At 58.9% G+C, this 14,334-nt stretch carries 25 protein-coding genes; all 25 read left to right on the top strand.

Annotated features, from left to right (window positions below; translation table 11 throughout):
• The first annotated feature begins 14 nt into the window (after window positions 1-14).
• The 25 genes from OF122_RS13085 to OF122_RS12965 all read left to right on the top strand — a co-directional run bounded on the left by OF122_RS13085 (window position 15) and on the right by OF122_RS12965 (window position 14,334).
• Window positions 15-416: a hypothetical protein gene (locus tag OF122_RS13085; RefSeq protein ID WP_264224657.1), complete on the top strand. Its 402-nt coding sequence runs from the start codon at window positions 15-17 to the stop codon at window positions 414-416.
• Window positions 409-759 carry a hypothetical protein gene (locus OF122_RS13080; RefSeq protein ID WP_264224656.1) on the top strand — a complete coding sequence of 117 codons (351 nt, stop codon included), beginning with the start codon at window positions 409-411 and terminating at the stop codon, window positions 757-759. Before OF122_RS13085 ends, OF122_RS13080 begins: the two co-directional genes overlap by 8 nt.
• Window positions 760-810: 51 nt before the next feature.
• Window positions 811-1,122 carry a hypothetical protein gene (locus OF122_RS13075; protein ID WP_264224655.1) on the top strand — a complete coding sequence of 104 codons (312 nt, stop codon included), beginning with the start codon at window positions 811-813 and terminating at the stop codon, window positions 1,120-1,122.
• Window positions 1,119-1,283, top strand: coding sequence for a hypothetical protein (locus tag OF122_RS13070; protein WP_264224654.1), 165 nt, complete (start codon window positions 1,119-1,121; stop codon window positions 1,281-1,283). Before OF122_RS13075 ends, OF122_RS13070 begins: the two co-directional genes overlap by 4 nt.
• Before the next feature lie 100 nt (window positions 1,284-1,383).
• Window positions 1,384-1,851 carry a hypothetical protein gene (locus OF122_RS13065; RefSeq protein WP_264224653.1) on the top strand — a complete coding sequence of 156 codons (468 nt, stop codon included), beginning with the start codon at window positions 1,384-1,386 and terminating at the stop codon, window positions 1,849-1,851.
• Window positions 1,848-2,213 carry a hypothetical protein gene (locus OF122_RS13060; RefSeq protein WP_264224652.1) on the top strand — a complete coding sequence of 122 codons (366 nt, stop codon included), beginning with the start codon at window positions 1,848-1,850 and terminating at the stop codon, window positions 2,211-2,213. The genes OF122_RS13065 and OF122_RS13060 overlap by 4 nt, the downstream gene beginning before the upstream one ends.
• A gap of 20 nt (window positions 2,214-2,233) precedes the next feature.
• Window positions 2,234-2,938, top strand: a complete 705-nt coding sequence (locus tag OF122_RS13055; RefSeq protein WP_264224651.1) for a Rha family transcriptional regulator — start codon at window positions 2,234-2,236, stop codon at window positions 2,936-2,938.
• Complete coding sequence (locus tag OF122_RS13050; RefSeq protein WP_264224650.1) at window positions 2,935-3,618, top strand: hypothetical protein; 684 nt, start codon at window positions 2,935-2,937, stop codon at window positions 3,616-3,618. Before OF122_RS13055 ends, OF122_RS13050 begins: the two co-directional genes overlap by 4 nt.
• The gene (locus tag OF122_RS13045) at window positions 3,575-4,045 is read left to right on the top strand and encodes a hypothetical protein (RefSeq protein ID WP_264224649.1); all 471 of its coding nucleotides are present in this window, start codon (window positions 3,575-3,577) and stop codon (window positions 4,043-4,045) included. The genes OF122_RS13050 and OF122_RS13045 overlap by 44 nt, the downstream gene beginning before the upstream one ends.
• The gene (locus tag OF122_RS13040; RefSeq protein ID WP_264224648.1) at window positions 4,042-4,251 is read left to right on the top strand and encodes a hypothetical protein; all 210 of its coding nucleotides are present in this window, start codon (window positions 4,042-4,044) and stop codon (window positions 4,249-4,251) included. The genes OF122_RS13045 and OF122_RS13040 overlap by 4 nt, the downstream gene beginning before the upstream one ends.
• Window positions 4,248-4,472: a hypothetical protein gene (locus OF122_RS13035; protein WP_264224647.1), complete on the top strand. Its 225-nt coding sequence runs from the start codon at window positions 4,248-4,250 to the stop codon at window positions 4,470-4,472. Before OF122_RS13040 ends, OF122_RS13035 begins: the two co-directional genes overlap by 4 nt.
• 198 nt (window positions 4,473-4,670) lie before the next feature.
• Complete coding sequence (locus OF122_RS13030) at window positions 4,671-4,904, top strand: hypothetical protein (protein WP_264224646.1); 234 nt, start codon at window positions 4,671-4,673, stop codon at window positions 4,902-4,904.
• Window positions 4,905-4,915: 11 nt separating this feature from the next.
• Complete coding sequence (locus tag OF122_RS13025) at window positions 4,916-5,215, top strand: hypothetical protein (RefSeq protein ID WP_264224645.1); 300 nt, start codon at window positions 4,916-4,918, stop codon at window positions 5,213-5,215.
• A gap of 29 nt (window positions 5,216-5,244) precedes the next feature.
• A complete protein-coding gene (locus OF122_RS13020; RefSeq protein ID WP_264224644.1) occupies window positions 5,245-5,817 on the top strand; it encodes a transcription termination/antitermination NusG family protein in 573 nt (190 codons plus the stop codon).
• 185 nt (window positions 5,818-6,002) lie between these two features.
• Window positions 6,003-6,197 carry a hypothetical protein gene (locus OF122_RS13015; protein WP_264224643.1) on the top strand — a complete coding sequence of 65 codons (195 nt, stop codon included), beginning with the start codon at window positions 6,003-6,005 and terminating at the stop codon, window positions 6,195-6,197.
• Window positions 6,198-6,258: 61 nt separating this feature from the next.
• Window positions 6,259-6,558: a hypothetical protein gene (locus OF122_RS13010; protein WP_264224642.1), complete on the top strand. Its 300-nt coding sequence runs from the start codon at window positions 6,259-6,261 to the stop codon at window positions 6,556-6,558.
• The gene (locus OF122_RS13005; RefSeq protein WP_264224641.1) at window positions 6,542-7,843 is read left to right on the top strand and encodes a PBSX family phage terminase large subunit; all 1,302 of its coding nucleotides are present in this window, start codon (window positions 6,542-6,544) and stop codon (window positions 7,841-7,843) included. Before OF122_RS13010 ends, OF122_RS13005 begins: the two co-directional genes overlap by 17 nt.
• On the top strand, window positions 7,843-9,990 hold the full coding sequence (locus OF122_RS13000) for a portal protein (RefSeq protein WP_264224640.1): 2,148 nt from the start codon (window positions 7,843-7,845) through the stop codon (window positions 9,988-9,990). The genes OF122_RS13005 and OF122_RS13000 overlap by 1 nt, the downstream gene beginning before the upstream one ends.
• Window positions 9,987-10,244 carry a hypothetical protein gene (locus tag OF122_RS12995; protein WP_264224639.1) on the top strand — a complete coding sequence of 86 codons (258 nt, stop codon included), beginning with the start codon at window positions 9,987-9,989 and terminating at the stop codon, window positions 10,242-10,244. The genes OF122_RS13000 and OF122_RS12995 overlap by 4 nt, the downstream gene beginning before the upstream one ends.
• A 60-nt stretch (window positions 10,245-10,304) precedes the next feature.
• Window positions 10,305-11,354, top strand: coding sequence for a hypothetical protein (locus tag OF122_RS12990; RefSeq protein WP_264224638.1), 1,050 nt, complete (start codon window positions 10,305-10,307; stop codon window positions 11,352-11,354).
• Window positions 11,355-11,365: 11 nt separating this feature from the next.
• Window positions 11,366-12,376, top strand: coding sequence for a DUF5309 domain-containing protein (locus OF122_RS12985; RefSeq protein WP_264224637.1), 1,011 nt, complete (start codon window positions 11,366-11,368; stop codon window positions 12,374-12,376).
• A 13-nt stretch (window positions 12,377-12,389) separates the two neighbouring features.
• Complete coding sequence (locus OF122_RS12980) at window positions 12,390-12,821, top strand: hypothetical protein (protein WP_264224636.1); 432 nt, start codon at window positions 12,390-12,392, stop codon at window positions 12,819-12,821.
• Window positions 12,822-12,906: 85 nt separating this feature from the next.
• Entirely contained in the window at window positions 12,907-13,341 is a 435-nt protein-coding gene (locus OF122_RS12975) for a hypothetical protein (RefSeq protein ID WP_264224635.1), read from the top strand.
• A complete protein-coding gene (locus tag OF122_RS12970; protein WP_264224634.1) occupies window positions 13,331-13,720 on the top strand; it encodes a hypothetical protein in 390 nt (129 codons plus the stop codon). Before OF122_RS12975 ends, OF122_RS12970 begins: the two co-directional genes overlap by 11 nt.
• A complete protein-coding gene (locus OF122_RS12965) occupies window positions 13,720-14,334 on the top strand; it encodes a phage adaptor protein (RefSeq protein ID WP_264224633.1) in 615 nt (204 codons plus the stop codon). Before OF122_RS12970 ends, OF122_RS12965 begins: the two co-directional genes overlap by 1 nt.

Raw genomic sequence — 14,334 nt, 5'->3', positions numbered from 1 at the left:
GGGTGGTTCTAGCCATGGGCGCAATCAATGCCCAAGCGCAATGGCAGGACAATAGCGGAAGGGGCACCGCTACGGGGCTTCGCCCTGCCATTGCGCTTGGGCATCTGAACGACCTTTCCGGGGCGGTTTTCCTCCTCCCGCCGTTCCGGAACAGCGCGGGTAGTCTCCCTCTGTCCCGCGCCACTTCCCAGGCGCTGCGCTTCAATAGCGCGTGCCTGGGCCTTTATCACCTCAATGCGATCCAGAACGTCTGCCGGCAAGCATCGACCGATCTGTTTCGCGTTCGTGTCCATCTGAAAAGCCTTTCGTGTTCCGCTTCGTCCAGTGCTGAAAGAAAAGCACGGAAGGCATTCCACGATGGCGAAAAAGCATCCCACGAATCTGGACAATCGTCCCAGGAGCGAAGCCATGTCTGATGTAACGGCTGCTCGGAACATCATTGACGAAATCTGGCCCCTCGACGCCACGCCGCGCAAGCGCGTGATCGGGGCAGCATTTGAAGCCGTGAAGCGTGTCGAGCGCGGCCTCCCGAAAGACGAAATCCGCCTTCGCAAGCGTCAATGGACGGAGCGCCGCGTGCGCTCAATCGTGGACGAGGAGGCGGGAAGGATCGACGCATATGAGATGCGCGACCTTGAGCAAATGGCAATCCAAGAGGCCCGCGATGCACTCCGAAAATCCCAAGACCGTTCCGCGCGGCTGGCGTCGTTTCTTGCCCGTTCTGCTGCGCGTGCGAGTGGGGAAATGGACGATCGATAAAGCAAACGGGTTCGCCATTTGGCTGGCCCCAGAACTGGAGGAAGACGACCAATGACCACGGCAAAAATTCACTCGATTGATGACCAAGGCCCGGCCCGTCGCAAGACCCCGGCGCCCATCCTCCTGGCATGTATGAAGTCAGACGTTGATGCCGACCGCGACCACGTCACCGCCCGCCTTGAGCATGTCCGCGCCCTCCGTCTGCACGACGAGGATGCAATCAAGGAACTGGAGCGCGAACTAGAGCGCCGCCGTGACGCCATCGCCGCCATTGATGCAGAGGAAGCCGAACTGCTCAAGGTCGATGCCCTGCTGGCGTCTAAGCAATATGGGCTTGATCGGCTGTTAGTGGAGAAAAAATGATGATCCGCTCAATTCTCAAAGCGTTTCGCCGTCCTCAGCCAAGGGTATCGATCGATCTTGATGTGTTCAACACGGAAGGCCGTCGCGCTGCCTATGTGATGATCGGGTGCAGCCTGTTCCTTGGCCGTCCTGCCAATGGTGGGCCGGGAGAGGCCGCATGACCCGCCCCACAGCCTCCCAGCGCGCCAAGACGCACAAGCCAAGCCGCAAGACGCTCCTAAAACGCCTCGCCTCCTCTCAGGGTAAACGGGGGAGGGGGTGATGGGCGCGGTCCAGCCTTTTCTTTTTGGCGATACGTGGGTCGAAGTGCGCGATGGCAACGATACCGCTAGGACAATTTTTGATCGCCACTATTCGCGCTACGTTTACAAAGACGGACGCAAGCCGCTGCTTTTTGTCGGTCCCGGCGAAAAGATGGTGCTGCTCACACCGGACGCTCGGGCGATGTTCACGTGGCGCAAATTCATTAGCGCAGATGGGCAATCTGGCGTCAACTGCGCCATTTTTCGCAATGAGCGCCCGCTCTCCCGAACCGATAGTTCGGACCTGATACGCGCAGCTGATGCGCTGGCCGATAAGCGTTGGCCGGGCGAGCGTCATTTCACATACGTCAACCCTCGCGCTGTTCGCAGCCACAACCCCGGTTATTGCTTCATCAAAGCGGGCTGGCGTCGGTGTGGCGTGACGAAGGTGAGGAAACTTCTCATTCTCGAAAGGCCGGCAGCATGAACCACCCAGCAAGAGGATCATACGAGCAGAGCCGGAACAGATGGACTGGCGATGTGGAATTGCGCGCCGACGATCATGAATTTTGGCGCCTGGTTCAGAAGCGCGTGGCTCAGAGATGGTCATGGGAGCAGATCGCCGTAGAGATCGGCTGTAGGGCCGAAGATCTGATCCATTGGGCCAACTGGGTCTATAAGCCCGCCAAGGACAAGAAGCCGCTTGCCAAGGTCGATACGCGCCGCATTGAGCGTGTCTCCAATGATGCCCTGCCGGTGGGCGCCGTGCAAGCAAAGTCTGCCCAGTTCATGGCATGGAAGCGCGCTCAGGAGGGCGCACGGAAGGCGCGGGAGGCTATCGGCCAATGAGCAATCCTTGCCTTGACGCCGTGCGCACCGAATTGGATAGCCACGGCATACCCTACAACGTCGAAACCGGCGGCAAGCATGTCCATATCCGCTATGGTCGCGACTATGAACACCTGCATGTCGTTGCGGCCACACCGAGCGATTGGCGCGCCCCCCTCAATGAGCGAGCCCTGATCAGGCGCGAGATTGCCGCAAATGGTCTAATCGAGACCTTAGAGCCCGAGCGAGAGATTGTTCCGGTGCATTTGACGGATGGTGAGCCATCCTGCTTTTCATACGATATAGCCGAGAATTTCGCCAAGGCTCATAAGGACGTGCTTCGCGTCATTGATCGGGTTCGCGACGAATGCGGCCCTGAATTTGATCGGCGCAATTTTACGCCGATTGATTATCAAGACCCGAAAGGCCGGAAATACCGAGCATACCGACTAACACGAGACGGGTTCTCGCTTGTCGTGATGGGCTTCACGGGCGCCAGGGCGACCGAGTGGAAGGTTAAATACATCGATGCCTTCAACTGCATGGCGCAAGAGATTGAGCGCTTGCGCAGCCCTGATGTCGATCTGACGGCCATCCGATCTGAAATGGACGCGTTGATCTCCATCGTGGGCGACGTTGAGGCACGGATTTCGTCTGCACCTGTTGAGGTTGCTTGCCTTCCCCGCATGTCTAGGGCTGAAATGCGAAAGCTCACGCGACGCCTTCGCAGGAGGGGAGCCGCATGATCAAGCCGGAAGTGCTCGACGCTATGGTTGCGGCTGGCTGCACGGCAGAGCAAATTGTTGCGGCCGTGAAGGCGGACGCGCAAAGCGAAGATGCTCGCATAACTCGCAAACGCGAGATGGACGCGGCCCGCAAGCGCCGTCAGCGCGAGAATGTCACGCTAGGTCACGCGGACATTTATGGACAAGGCGTGACGGACGCGGAACAAAATACCCCTGATAAAGAAACCTCCCCCACACCCCCTAAAGAAAATAACCCTAAAAACTCACCCCCTTCGGGGGTTCGTACCACGCCCGCGAAGGCGACCCCTCGAAGCGAACTTCTGGCAGTCCTCGACGCCGAACACGCTCAGGACGTGATCGACCATCGCAACCGGATCAAAAAACCGATGACGCCCAAGGCGGCGCGGCAACTGGCGGCCAAGCTGGCACGATGCCCGGACCCGAACGCCGCCGCCGACCTGATGATCGAAAAGGGTTGGCAGAGCATCGAGCCGGAGTGGGTCGAAAATCGGGCGTTCCAGCCTCGCGGCTCCCCTCAACCCCCGCAACTCAAGGGCGGGCAGCACTTCACAGCATTCGGAGATGTAATCGATGGACAAGCAGGAAATAGCACAGGCGAGCAGGGCGATTGGTTTGATGCTCCAGGCCTTCCCGTCCTCACAATCGAGCATCAGCGCTGACGCCGTGCCGGCCTACATGATGAGCATCGAGGACTTTGACCTCAACGCCGTCCAGTCGGCTTGCAAGGCGTTCATCAAGGGCGACGTGAAGGGCCGTAACAACGGGTTTGCGCCGTCCGCGCCGGAGTTGGCTGCCGAGTGCCAGCGCCAACAGGATCGGCTTCGCTGGCAGGACCATCTCGATAGCCATGAGTTTGTCGCGGTCAATTCGGACGACTGGCAGAAAGTCGCCATGAAGCGCGGCGGAACGCCGCCGGTCAAAACCCGCGACGGAATCTTGGGCTGGTTCATTCCCAAGCTGGAATTGAATGAGGCCCGCAAGCTCGAACTGCCGCCGCCGGTGAGCGACGAAAAGCGCCAGCGGATCGGAAAGGACTTGAAACGGCTCGCAGCGGGCGATTTCGACGGGGATAGAGACATAGCATGAATCTCCCAGGCATTCCCATCAACGCCTTAAAGCCTGCCGACTGGCATCTCAACCGCCGCTGGACACTTGCCGATGTCTGGGAAGTTGAGCGCAGGGCCATGAAGCGGGCTTCGGCCTCGGAAATCGCTGAGCAGATGGGCGCTGCTCGTATCGAGGTTTTGTACCTGTGCATGCGCAACGGGATCAAGCTGTGGAGCCTCGCATGACGGAGCCTGTATCACTCGGCACCCAGATCGGGACCATCAAAGGCATTGCCGCTCAAACGCAGGTGAGAGCCAAGGGCAACAGCCGAGAGGCAGAGTTCGCCAAGATCGAGCTTCGCAGCCTTGAGGCAACGATAGATGTTCTGTCGTTCCTCATCAATCACGCAGACGATTTCAAAGCCTTCATGGTGGCGAGAATGAACGGAGAGATGCCAAATGGCTGAGCGCCGAAGAATTTATTTCGTCAAGCCACATGGCTGGAAATGGGTCGTTATGTGGAAATGGTCAGACGCCTACGTTGAGCCAAACGGAGCTTCGGCTTGGTACGGCTACACTCGTGCGGTCTGGAGCGAAATCACAGCCCTCCGGATCGCTCAGGCCTGCCAGATTGCATACAACGCCGCGCACCACGAGGCAGACACATGAGCGAGAGCAGGGAACTGGTGGAGCGGCTGCGCACCGATGCGTCGTACGCGCGGGACAGAATTGGCGTCACTATCCGAACGATAGGCGTGGACTGCTCGGAAGCCGCCGACCTCATAGAGCGTCAGGCCGAAGCAGTGGCCCTTCTCGATGCCATTCTGGACGCCAAATCACCGTCAGACCAAGTCGTGGCGCTAAAGGCTGCTCGTGCCGCCCGCGCCCTCAAGCAATAGGAGCGAGAGAGATGGCGAAATTCAGGAAAAGGCCAGTTGTGATCGATGCGGTCCAAGTTCATCCGGGCTGCTTTTCCGGAAACCCGGTTATCAGCGCGGAATCTATGCTGGCGACGGAGGAGGGTTTAAGTCGGATCGGCGCTCCGACACAGGGCTGGAAGTGGCGCGGCGGCAAAGAAAGCGGTCTCGTAATCCCAACATTGGAAGGCGACCATTTAGCCAGGCCGGGTGACTGGGTCATCAAGGGCGTGCAAGGTGAATTTTACCCATGCAAACCGGACATTTTTGCGGCGACTTACGAGCCAGCATAACACCATCTATTCCGAAGGGGCAGGTAATCATGGCAAGGCATTTTGACGACGATGAGCTTCACTGGTACGCGCTCGACGTGGTGCGCCAGAAAGAGCTTGTCGCGGGCTACATCTTTGGAAAGCGCGGGTGGCAGACCTTCATCCCTGTGAACCTGGCATTCCAGAAGAAAAACAAATACGCCAAGAGCAAGATCGAGGTGGCGCGGCCGTCACTCCCGGGCGTCGTTTTCGTCGGATTCCCGAGCGCCCCAGACTGGTACCATGTCATGTCCCTGCATCTGGTCAACGGCGTTCTTTCGACGGACAACAGGCCGCGCAGGATTGAGACTGCGACCAAGGAATGGCTGGACTATCGCTCTCACCAGTTGGACGGGCAGCTCGTTCTTGAAAAGCAGATGGTAATGCACAAGGGGCAGGAAGTCCCGCGCACCGCTGCGCTTGTCAATGTGCAGGGCAGGGGCGTTATCCGCTCCCCGCTGTCTCTCAAGGCCAAGGCCTCGAAGGATCGCCCTAGGGTCATAACCGTGGCTGGCGAACGCGCCCGTCAGATCGGCGCAATCCTCGCATCGGGCAAAGGTGAGGAAAAGCAAGAAGCGGCTTGAACCGAGGCCGCAAATCACCTAGTTTGCGGTTAACGGACGAGCGCCCGATCCGAGGTCAGCCATCGAGCCGAGACCCGGGGCCCCCAGCGATACTGGAAATCGCGCCCGCCTGCTTTGTGTCCAAAGCCACCCAATTCCCGCCCGCCGGTATCACGCCAGCGGGCTTTTCTATGTGGAGCCCCACAATGCGCCACGACCTAGACCCCGAGCCCTCCACCTTCATGATCGACTACCCCTATGAGGGTGGAACACGCACGGCCTACATCGTGGCCACGGACCTTGAAGACGCACTCGCCCAGCTCAGCGCCCTTCAAGCCTTCGGCCATATAGAGGGCCAGTTGATCGAATCCGGCGATATTCACGCCCCCACATTGAACTGACCGCGCCAACAGGAAACTTTCCTCTAAGTCGAGGCAATCTCCCCACAAGGGCCTGCCAATCATGACCAATAAAATAACGGGCAAAAAACCGGGTAGCGGCAAAGCTGGTCCCGGTCGCCCCAAAGGTAGCCGCAACAAGGTTACATCAGAAGCCAAGGCGGTTATTGCCGAAGCAGCAGAGCGTCTTGGCGGTGTCGAGCGTCTTGTCGCATGGGCTAGGGCCGACGCGCAGAACGAAAAGGCTTTCTGGGCTCAAGTCTATCCAAAGCTCCTTCCGTTGCAGGTGACGGGGGAGGGTGGTGGCCCGGTCAAGATCGCTCGTGTTGAGCTCGTAGCGCTGACAGATGACGGCGACAGCTAGGATTGCGCTCCCACCCAAGCTGATTCCTGTCTTTGATGGCGAGGCTGACGTAAGGGGCGCATACGGCGGGCGCGGTTCTGGCAAGACGAGATCGTTTGCCAAGATGAGCGCTGTTCGCGCTTACATGTGGGCATCGGCTGGGAGGTCTGGCCAGATCCTATGCGCCAGACAGTTCATGAAGACGCTGGCCGATTCCTCACTTGAGGAAATCAAGCAGGCGATCAAAGAGGAGCCTTGGCTGGCCTCGCACTTCGAGATTGGCGAGACCTACATCAGAACGATTGGCCTGCCGGGCGACGTTTATTACACGTTCATGGGCCTTGATCGCAACATCGACAGCGTGAAGTCTCAGGCGCGCATATTGCTGGCATGGGTTGATGAGGCTGAGCCGGTCACGGACGAAGCGTGGACCAAGCTCATTCCGACGCTTCGCGAAGTGGACTCGGAACTTTGGGTGTCGTGGAACCCGGAGAGCAAGAAGAGCGCAACCCACAAGCGGTTCAGGAACAGCGCAGACCCGCGCTACAAGATCGTTGAGATCAACTTTCGGGACAACCCTAAGTTCCCAGCCATTCTTGAGCGCCAACGGCAGCGTGATCTGATCGAGCGCCCAGAGCAGTACGACCATATCTGGGAAGGCGGCTTTGTCACCGTTATGGAGGGGGCTTATTACGCATCCTCTTTGCTTGCTGCCAAAGAGCACGGACGGATCGGCGGTTACCCGCTCGATCCTATCATGGGCGTCAGGGCCTATTGGGACATCGGCGGCACCGGGGCAAAAGCCGACCACACCGCTATCTGGGTCTGCCAATTCATCGGCAAGGAAATCAGGGTCGTTGACTATTACGAGGCGCAGGGCCAACCGCTCTCGACGCATTTGGCTTGGCTAAGGCGCCGGGGCTATGACGACGCTTACTGTGTCCTGCCTCATGATGGCGCAAGCCATGAGAAGATCCGAGACGCGACGTATCAAAGCGCGATCGAGGACGCGGGGTTTGAGTGCGAAGTCGTCGGCAATCAAGGCCCTGGCGCAGCGTCTATGCGTATCGAGACGGCAAGGCGCATGTTTCCTCGCGTGACGTTCAACGAGAAGACGACAGAACCGGGCAGGCTGGCGCTCGGTTGGTATCACGAAAAGCGGTCTAAGGACGATCGAGACATTGGGCTTGGCCCGGACCATGACTGGTCCAGCCACGCCGCCGATGCCTTCGGTCTTATGTGCATCCACTACACGGAACCGACCAGCACAGACATGCCGCAGATCGAAACGAATTGGGTTGTTTAATGGCCATCGACATTGACGACATCGAGGGCAGCAACCTTTCGGCAGCGGTCGATAGTGAGTTGCGGTCTGCCAAGCGCTATGCCGACACGGAACTGTCGGACAAGCGCGCCAAGGCCATGGAGTACATGCGCGGCGAGATGAATGACGTTCCACCTCGGCCCAATGGGTCGCAGATGGTGTCGCGCGATCTGTCCGACGCCGTGGGCTGGATTTTGCCCGGCGTCATCCGCGTGTTTACCGCCAGCGATCACATGGCAATGTTCGAGGCGGAAAACCCCGGCGACGAAGAGGGTGCGCGTCAGGCGACAGACTACATCAATTACATCTTCTTCAAGGACAACAAGGGTTATCGCACCCTTTACAACACGACCCATGACAGTCTGGTCAATGGCGATGGCGTTGTGCGGCATTATTGGGATCCCACGCCGATCACCACAACGTCGATGCACTCGGGGATATCCGAAGAGCAAATCGCCATGCTCATGGAGGAAGAGGGCGTCAATATCCTTGCCCAGCGCAAGAACGAATATCTCGACACCACGATCATGACCGATCCGGCGACGGGGCAGGAAGTTGCGGTGCCGATCGAGACCTATGACATCAAGATCGAGCGCATCAAGCGCAAGGGCAAGCTTTGCGTTGAGTCCGGCAAGCCCGAGAACCTGTTTCTCGACCCCGAGGCAACCGAGATCGAAGATGCGCGGTTCGTGGCCTACCTGCACGACGACAGAACCCGTTCCGATCTGATCGAAATGGGCTTCGACCGTGAAGTGGTTGAGGGCCTGCCGGCGGACTCGATGATGATGTCAAGCGAAGAAGAGCTTGCGCGCAATGACGAGTTCCGCGTTCGTACCGACAACCTGAAATCTCAGCAGCTTATCGACCTCTACGAATGCTACATGAAGGCTGACGTTGACGGCGATGGCGTGGCAGAGCTGTTGCAGGTCTGGTACGCTGGCGCGTCAGGCGCGGGTGAAGTGCTTTCAGCCGAAGTGTGGGATGATGAAATCCCCTATTCGCTGATCCCCTGCTATCCGGTTCCGCACCGTCAGGAAGCCGATGGCCTGTCCGACCGGACCATGGACATTCAGCGCGTCAAGACCGTGCTGCTGCGCCAGGGCATTGATAACCTCTATGCTTCCAACCTGCCCATGCGGGAAGTCGAGGCAGGGAGTGTCGAAAACCCCGACATTCTGGTCAACCCCAAGTTTGGCGGCACGATCTGGAAGAAGAAGGGCGCCGCGCCGATCGTATCGCATGCGGTGCCTTTCGTGGCAGACAAGGCGTTTACTGCGCTCGAATACATGGACGAGGTGACGGCCAAGCGCACGGGCGTTTCTCGCACCACCATGGCTCTGGACCCGGAAACACTGCAGAACCAGACAGCGACGGCCAATCAGAACCAGAAGGACGCTGGATATTCACAGATCGAGTTGATCGCGCGTAACATGGCGGAACTCGGGTGGACGCGCGTGTTTCGGCAGATGCTCAAGATCGTGGTTAAGAACCAAGACCGGGCCCGCGTCATCCGCCTGCGCGACAAGTTCGTGGAGATAGACCCTCGCGTCTGGAACGCCGACATGGACGTGACGGTCAATGTTGGTTTGGGCACCGGCTCGCGCGACCGCGATATGGCGATGCTCCAAGGCGTGCTGCAAAGCCAGTTGATGCTTGCCGATCGCTTTCAGGCATCGGGCGCGATGGAAGACGCCATCGACATGCTGCCCAAGATACTGAACACGATGGTCAAGATCGCGGAAAGCGCGGGGCTCAAGAACCCCGAAGCCTACTATCCCGAATATGCAGAGGAAAAGGTTGCCGAGCTTAAACGCATGGCAGCCGAAGCGGCGCAGAAGCCAGACCCTGAAACCGAACGCAAGATGGCAGAGGCGCAGGCCGACGCCCAGATCAAGCAGCAGGAAATGGTGTTCGACCAACAGCAGGCCGAGCGCGAGTTCCAGTACAAATATGCGCAGCTTGAGGCGGAAATGCAGCTCAAGCGCGAACAGTTGTCGGCTGAATTGGCGCTCAAGCGTGAAGTGGCCATGGCAGAACTCGCCCTCAAGCGTGAGCTGGGCCAGATGAGCGCGGCGGCGTCAGACTCCGGCGGCACGTCATCGGTACGCATGGGAGGTGAGCCGGGATGACCGACCAAAGGGAACACTACGCCAAAGAGGCGCACCGTTTGCTCAATGACGACGTTCTTGCCGCTGCCTTTCAGCAGGTAAGGCTTGATGCGCTTGTCGGGCTCGGAACGGTTGACCCGTCCGACACCAAGGAAATTATGAGGCTGCAGTCTATTGCTGCATGCCTCCAAGAGGTTCGTGATCTTCTCGAAGCCGCCATACTTGCCACTGGCGAGATGGACGGCGGCGTTGATCCGAACGGGCCGACCGCCTAGCGATCCCGGCCCCGTTAAACCCCGCCGCGAGGCGGCACAGCCCTTAGATGGACCTTTATCATGGATGAAGACAATCTCCCCGAAGCCACGGGGCCTGTCTCTGACGCCCCGCGCTCGTTTGACGACAGCGTGGGTGAAATCGCTGACCTCATTGAAGACCCCGATGTGGACCTCTCCGATGATGATCAGGACACAGAAGCCGAAGACCAAGGCGAAGACGTAGAGGATGACGGCGAAGATCCCGAAACCGATGACGACGACGCCGAGGATGAAGACTCGGAAGACGTTGAAGACGAGGAAGATGCCGAGGACGAAGACGGCTCGGACGAAACCGAATATGCGGGCGGACGATTTGCGGCGGACAACGCCAAGGTCAAGCTCGATGACGGAACGACGATCACCGTTGCCGAACTCAAGCGCAACAACCTGTTTCAGCGCGATTACACCAAGAAGACGACTGAGTTGGCCAAGGAAACTGAAGAGTTTCATGCTCAGAAGTCCGAATGGGATGGCTTTGCCCAGCAGCTTGCGGAAGCTCGCGACTGGCTGGCTTGGTATGGTGAGACCTATGGGCCGAAAAAGCCCGAGTTCTCTGGAGACCCAAACACCGATCCTGTCGGCTATATGGACTATCTCCACAAGCTGAACGCCTACAATGAGCATGCTCAGGCCTATCAACGGTTTGAGCAGGAAAAGAAGGCGGAACAGCAGAAGCGCGAAACCGAGACCAAGGCTCAGTATGAAGCCCGTCTCAAGGCCGAAGTCGAAGAGTTGCAGAAGGTCGTGCCCGACAGCAAGAAGCCGGAGTTCTGGCAGAAACTGGCAGGGGATGCCGAGCAGTTCTATGGCCTCGCCATGGACGACATTCGCTCCATTGCGGACCATCGGCAGATCAAGATCCTGAATGACGCCCTGGCGTATCGCAGGCTCAAGGCCAAGGCCCCCGAGGCCAAAAAGCAGGTCGAACAGAAGCCCAAGCTTCCCAAGGCCCAGCAGCGCACCAATCCCAAGGCCAGACAATCCCGTGAACAGCAGCAAAAGGCAGAGCGGCTTCGCAAATCGGGCGATTTCAACGCTGGCGTTGAAGCGCTCATGTCCTTTGATCTCTAGGAGTTCACCCAATGGCACAGGTAGCCAATACCTTTGAGACCTACGACGCCGTAGGCAACCGGGAAGAGCTGGCAGACAAGATTTACCAGATCACCCCGGAAGAAACCCCCTTTGTTTCGCTGATCGGACGCAAGTCCGTGTCTTCGACCCACCCTGAGTGGCAGACTGACACGCTCGCTTCGCCCGATACCGACAACAACCAGCCGGAAGGCAATGACTGGAGCTTCCAGGCCATTACGCCGACCACCCGAGTCGGGAACTATACCCAGATTTCGGACAAGCGCATCATCATCTCGCGCACCCAGGACAAGACTTCCAAGGCCGGGCGCAAGTCCGAACTGGCCCGCGAAGTCGCCAAGAAGGGTGTCGAACTGCGCACGGACATGGAAGTCATTCTCCTGTCCAATCAGGCCTCCACGGCCGGCACAGGCAATGGTGCAACCAACCGCAAAGCCGGCGCCCTTCGCGCTTGGCTCTCGACCAATGACACCATGGGTTCGGGCGGCTCTTCGGGCGGCTTCAATTCGAGCACCGGCGTTGTTGATGCAGCGACCAACGGCACCCAGCGGGCCTTCACCAAGGCCATCTTGGACAGCACTATCCTGAGCACTTACAACGCGGGCGGTAACCCGACCGTGTTCATGTGCTCCCCGTATGTGAAGACGGTTTACTCGACCTTCATGTCGGATTCCAACGTTGTCCCGCTGCGCAAGCCTCTCCAGGGCAACAATCAGGCGACCATTGTGGCCGCCGCCGACATGTACCTGTCCGACTTCGGCATGATTTCGATCGTTCCGAACCGTCAGATGGCGCGTGCCGGAGCAACCATTGCCCGCAACGGCTTCCTCCTTGACCCCAAGATGGTCGGCCTCGGCGTTTTCGATGATATCTCGATCGAAAAGCCCGCCAAGACCGGGGATGCGGAAAAGCGCGTGCTGGTGACCGAATACACCCTGCTCGTCAATAACGAGGCGGCCCACGGCGTTGCTGCGGACCTCTTTGGCATGACGGCTTCGAGCTAAGGAGTACCAGACAATGGCTTACGCTCTCCAGCCCATCAACGTCACGGCTTCCACGCTGACCCTTGACAAGGAAACGCATGGCGAAGGTCTCGTGACTATCAATCGTGCCGCCGGGTGCACCATTACGCTCCCGGCGTCAGATGGCAAGGGCACCTTGTTCCGTGTCTTTTGCGGCACGACCATCACGTCAAACAGCCTGATCATCCAGACGGCCAACGCCACTGACATCATGCAGGGCACGTTGGCGGTCTCGACCGACATTGGCGGCACTGTCGCCCCCACGGCGGCCGATTCCGACACCATCACCATGAACGGCTCCACAACCGGCGGCGTCAAGGGCTCGTATGTTGAGCTGATCGATGTCTCGTCCGGTGTATGGGCTGTTCGTGGCGGTCTGGTTTCGACCGGCGTTGAGGCAACCCCGTTCTCGGCGGCTGTTTCCTAACCCTCTCATTAACCGATGAGTGTAACCACGAGCCTCGCCCACGGGCGGGGCTTTTCTGTATCCGCAACCATAAGGAGTTGGACCTGTGTCAAACGACGCCCCCAACGAGAAAGAACAGCTACAGGCCGAAGCCCGGTCGCTTGGCATCGATGTCAACGACGAGTGGGACGTGCCCGTTCTCAAGCGCAAGATCACGATGGCCCGCAACGACAACGATGGCAAGGCGGGCGCCCCAAAAGATTCAGGTCTGGTGTCGATGATCCTCAAGCGGAATTATGTCCCGATGGGGAAGTTCGAAATTGTCGGCCATCACCGCAAGGAAGTGACCGAGAAGAACGCATCAGGTCAGATCATTGTCAAGTCGCCGGCTGAATTCGTGACAGGCGAGATGGCGCCGCCGCCGATGCCCGGCGTCGGGTTTGAACGCAAAGTCTGGGCAGGCACCACCATTAAGCTTCCCGTTGAGGAAGCCCGCCGCGCCCGTGACCTCGGAATCGCAGAGCGCGGCTTTGACGATTAAGCTCACAGCCGAGGACTGCAAGAACGTCCGGTGGACGCTGGTCGAGCAGACCGACACCTATCGGACCTATGTGGGCCATGGCACGCACCCCGCGACCGGCCAGGAGATCACCGTGCAAAAGCGGGAGTTTCTGGCCGAGGAGGCTTTGCTGGCACTCAACGCTGAGGAGCGCAACGAGCGTGACGGGCGGCGCTTCACGTCTGGCATGGGCAGCGACAAGGGCGGCAATCTGCCCATGGTTCATGTGGGCCGCGTGCCGCTCAACAAGTTCTTTGCCGACATCGTTCCGCAATTGCAGCAGGGCGACACCGAACACGCCAAATGGTGGCTTGAGCGGGAAGAAAATCAGCCCTTCCGCACCCGAAACGGGAAACTCTGATGACCGCGATTACCAACTACACAACGCTGATCGCGGCCATCGATGATTGGTCGGAGCGCGACTATACCGATGCGCAAAAGGACCAGTTTATCGGGCTGGCGGAATCGGAGTTCAACCTCATCCTGCGCTCATATCGCAGGATCGAGCAGAACACGCTCACAACAAATAGCAGCGGCGAAGCGACCTTGCCCGCTGGCTTCCGGTCCATGGTGTCGATCAAGCGTGACTATTCCGGTTCGGCGCCATTGATCCCTACCGACTGGCGAACGCTGGAAGCGCTCAACCCTTACGCGCTCTCCGGCTTGCCAGAATACTACGCCATCAAGGGAACGACCTTGAAGGTTTCCCCGGTGGCAGAAGACGACTTCATCGCAGAGATGGAAGTGGCCCTCTCAGGGCTGACCAGTTCCAACGCCACCAATTGGCTGATTACGTTGGCCCCGATGGCTTATCTGGCCATGTGCCTAAGCGCGGCGGAAGCGTTCCAGAAGAATTTCTCGGAAGCCGCGACATGGAAGGCGCAAGCCCTGCAATACCTCGACCTCGTGGGAATACAGAGCGACGTGGCGCAGTTTGCGACGGCTTCCGTTGTCCTCGATATGCCGACGCCGTGA

Origin of the sequence: Pelagibacterium flavum (assembly GCF_025854335.1) — a bacterium.
Taxonomy (GTDB): Bacteria; Pseudomonadota; Alphaproteobacteria; order Rhizobiales; family Devosiaceae; genus Pelagibacterium; species Pelagibacterium flavum.
The sequence above is the reverse complement of the archived record's forward strand: the minus strand, read 5'-3'. Positions and strand labels throughout refer to the sequence as shown.

Bases quoted from the DNA above. Each gene is read 5' to 3' on its own strand.
- OF122_RS13060 (WP_264224652.1), top strand. From the start codon at position 1,848: ATGAACCACCCAGCAAGAGGATCATACGAGCAGAGCCGGAACAGATGG.
- OF122_RS13040 (WP_264224648.1), top strand. From the start codon at position 4,042: ATGAATCTCCCAGGCATTCCCATCAACGCCTTAAAGCCTGCCGACTGG.
- OF122_RS13025 (WP_264224645.1), top strand. From the start codon at position 4,916: ATGGCGAAATTCAGGAAAAGGCCAGTTGTGATCGATGCGGTCCAAGTT.
- OF122_RS12965 (WP_264224633.1), top strand. From the start codon at position 13,720: ATGACCGCGATTACCAACTACACAACGCTGATCGCGGCCATCGATGAT.
- OF122_RS12990 (WP_264224638.1), top strand. From the start codon at position 10,305: ATGGATGAAGACAATCTCCCCGAAGCCACGGGGCCTGTCTCTGACGCC.
- OF122_RS13035 (WP_264224647.1), top strand. From the start codon at position 4,248: ATGACGGAGCCTGTATCACTCGGCACCCAGATCGGGACCATCAAAGGC.
- OF122_RS13050 (WP_264224650.1), top strand. From the start codon at position 2,935: ATGATCAAGCCGGAAGTGCTCGACGCTATGGTTGCGGCTGGCTGCACG.
- OF122_RS13030 (WP_264224646.1), top strand. From the start codon at position 4,671: ATGAGCGAGAGCAGGGAACTGGTGGAGCGGCTGCGCACCGATGCGTCG.
- OF122_RS13015 (WP_264224643.1), top strand. From the start codon at position 6,003: ATGCGCCACGACCTAGACCCCGAGCCCTCCACCTTCATGATCGACTAC.
- OF122_RS13065 (WP_264224653.1), top strand. From the start codon at position 1,384: ATGGGCGCGGTCCAGCCTTTTCTTTTTGGCGATACGTGGGTCGAAGTG.
- OF122_RS13045 (WP_264224649.1), top strand. From the start codon at position 3,575: ATGCTCCAGGCCTTCCCGTCCTCACAATCGAGCATCAGCGCTGACGCC.
- OF122_RS13010 (WP_264224642.1), top strand. From the start codon at position 6,259: ATGACCAATAAAATAACGGGCAAAAAACCGGGTAGCGGCAAAGCTGGT.
- OF122_RS13070 (WP_264224654.1), top strand. From the start codon at position 1,119: ATGATGATCCGCTCAATTCTCAAAGCGTTTCGCCGTCCTCAGCCAAGG.
- OF122_RS13075 (WP_264224655.1), top strand. From the start codon at position 811: ATGACCACGGCAAAAATTCACTCGATTGATGACCAAGGCCCGGCCCGT.
- OF122_RS12980 (WP_264224636.1), top strand. From the start codon at position 12,390: ATGGCTTACGCTCTCCAGCCCATCAACGTCACGGCTTCCACGCTGACC.
- OF122_RS13000 (WP_264224640.1), top strand. From the start codon at position 7,843: ATGGCCATCGACATTGACGACATCGAGGGCAGCAACCTTTCGGCAGCG.
- OF122_RS13085 (WP_264224657.1), top strand. From the start codon at position 15: ATGGGCGCAATCAATGCCCAAGCGCAATGGCAGGACAATAGCGGAAGG.
- OF122_RS12995 (WP_264224639.1), top strand. From the start codon at position 9,987: ATGACCGACCAAAGGGAACACTACGCCAAAGAGGCGCACCGTTTGCTC.
- OF122_RS12985 (WP_264224637.1), top strand. From the start codon at position 11,366: ATGGCACAGGTAGCCAATACCTTTGAGACCTACGACGCCGTAGGCAAC.
- OF122_RS13005 (WP_264224641.1), top strand. From the start codon at position 6,542: ATGACGGCGACAGCTAGGATTGCGCTCCCACCCAAGCTGATTCCTGTC.
- OF122_RS13020 (WP_264224644.1), top strand. From the start codon at position 5,245: ATGGCAAGGCATTTTGACGACGATGAGCTTCACTGGTACGCGCTCGAC.
- OF122_RS13080 (WP_264224656.1), top strand. From the start codon at position 409: ATGTCTGATGTAACGGCTGCTCGGAACATCATTGACGAAATCTGGCCC.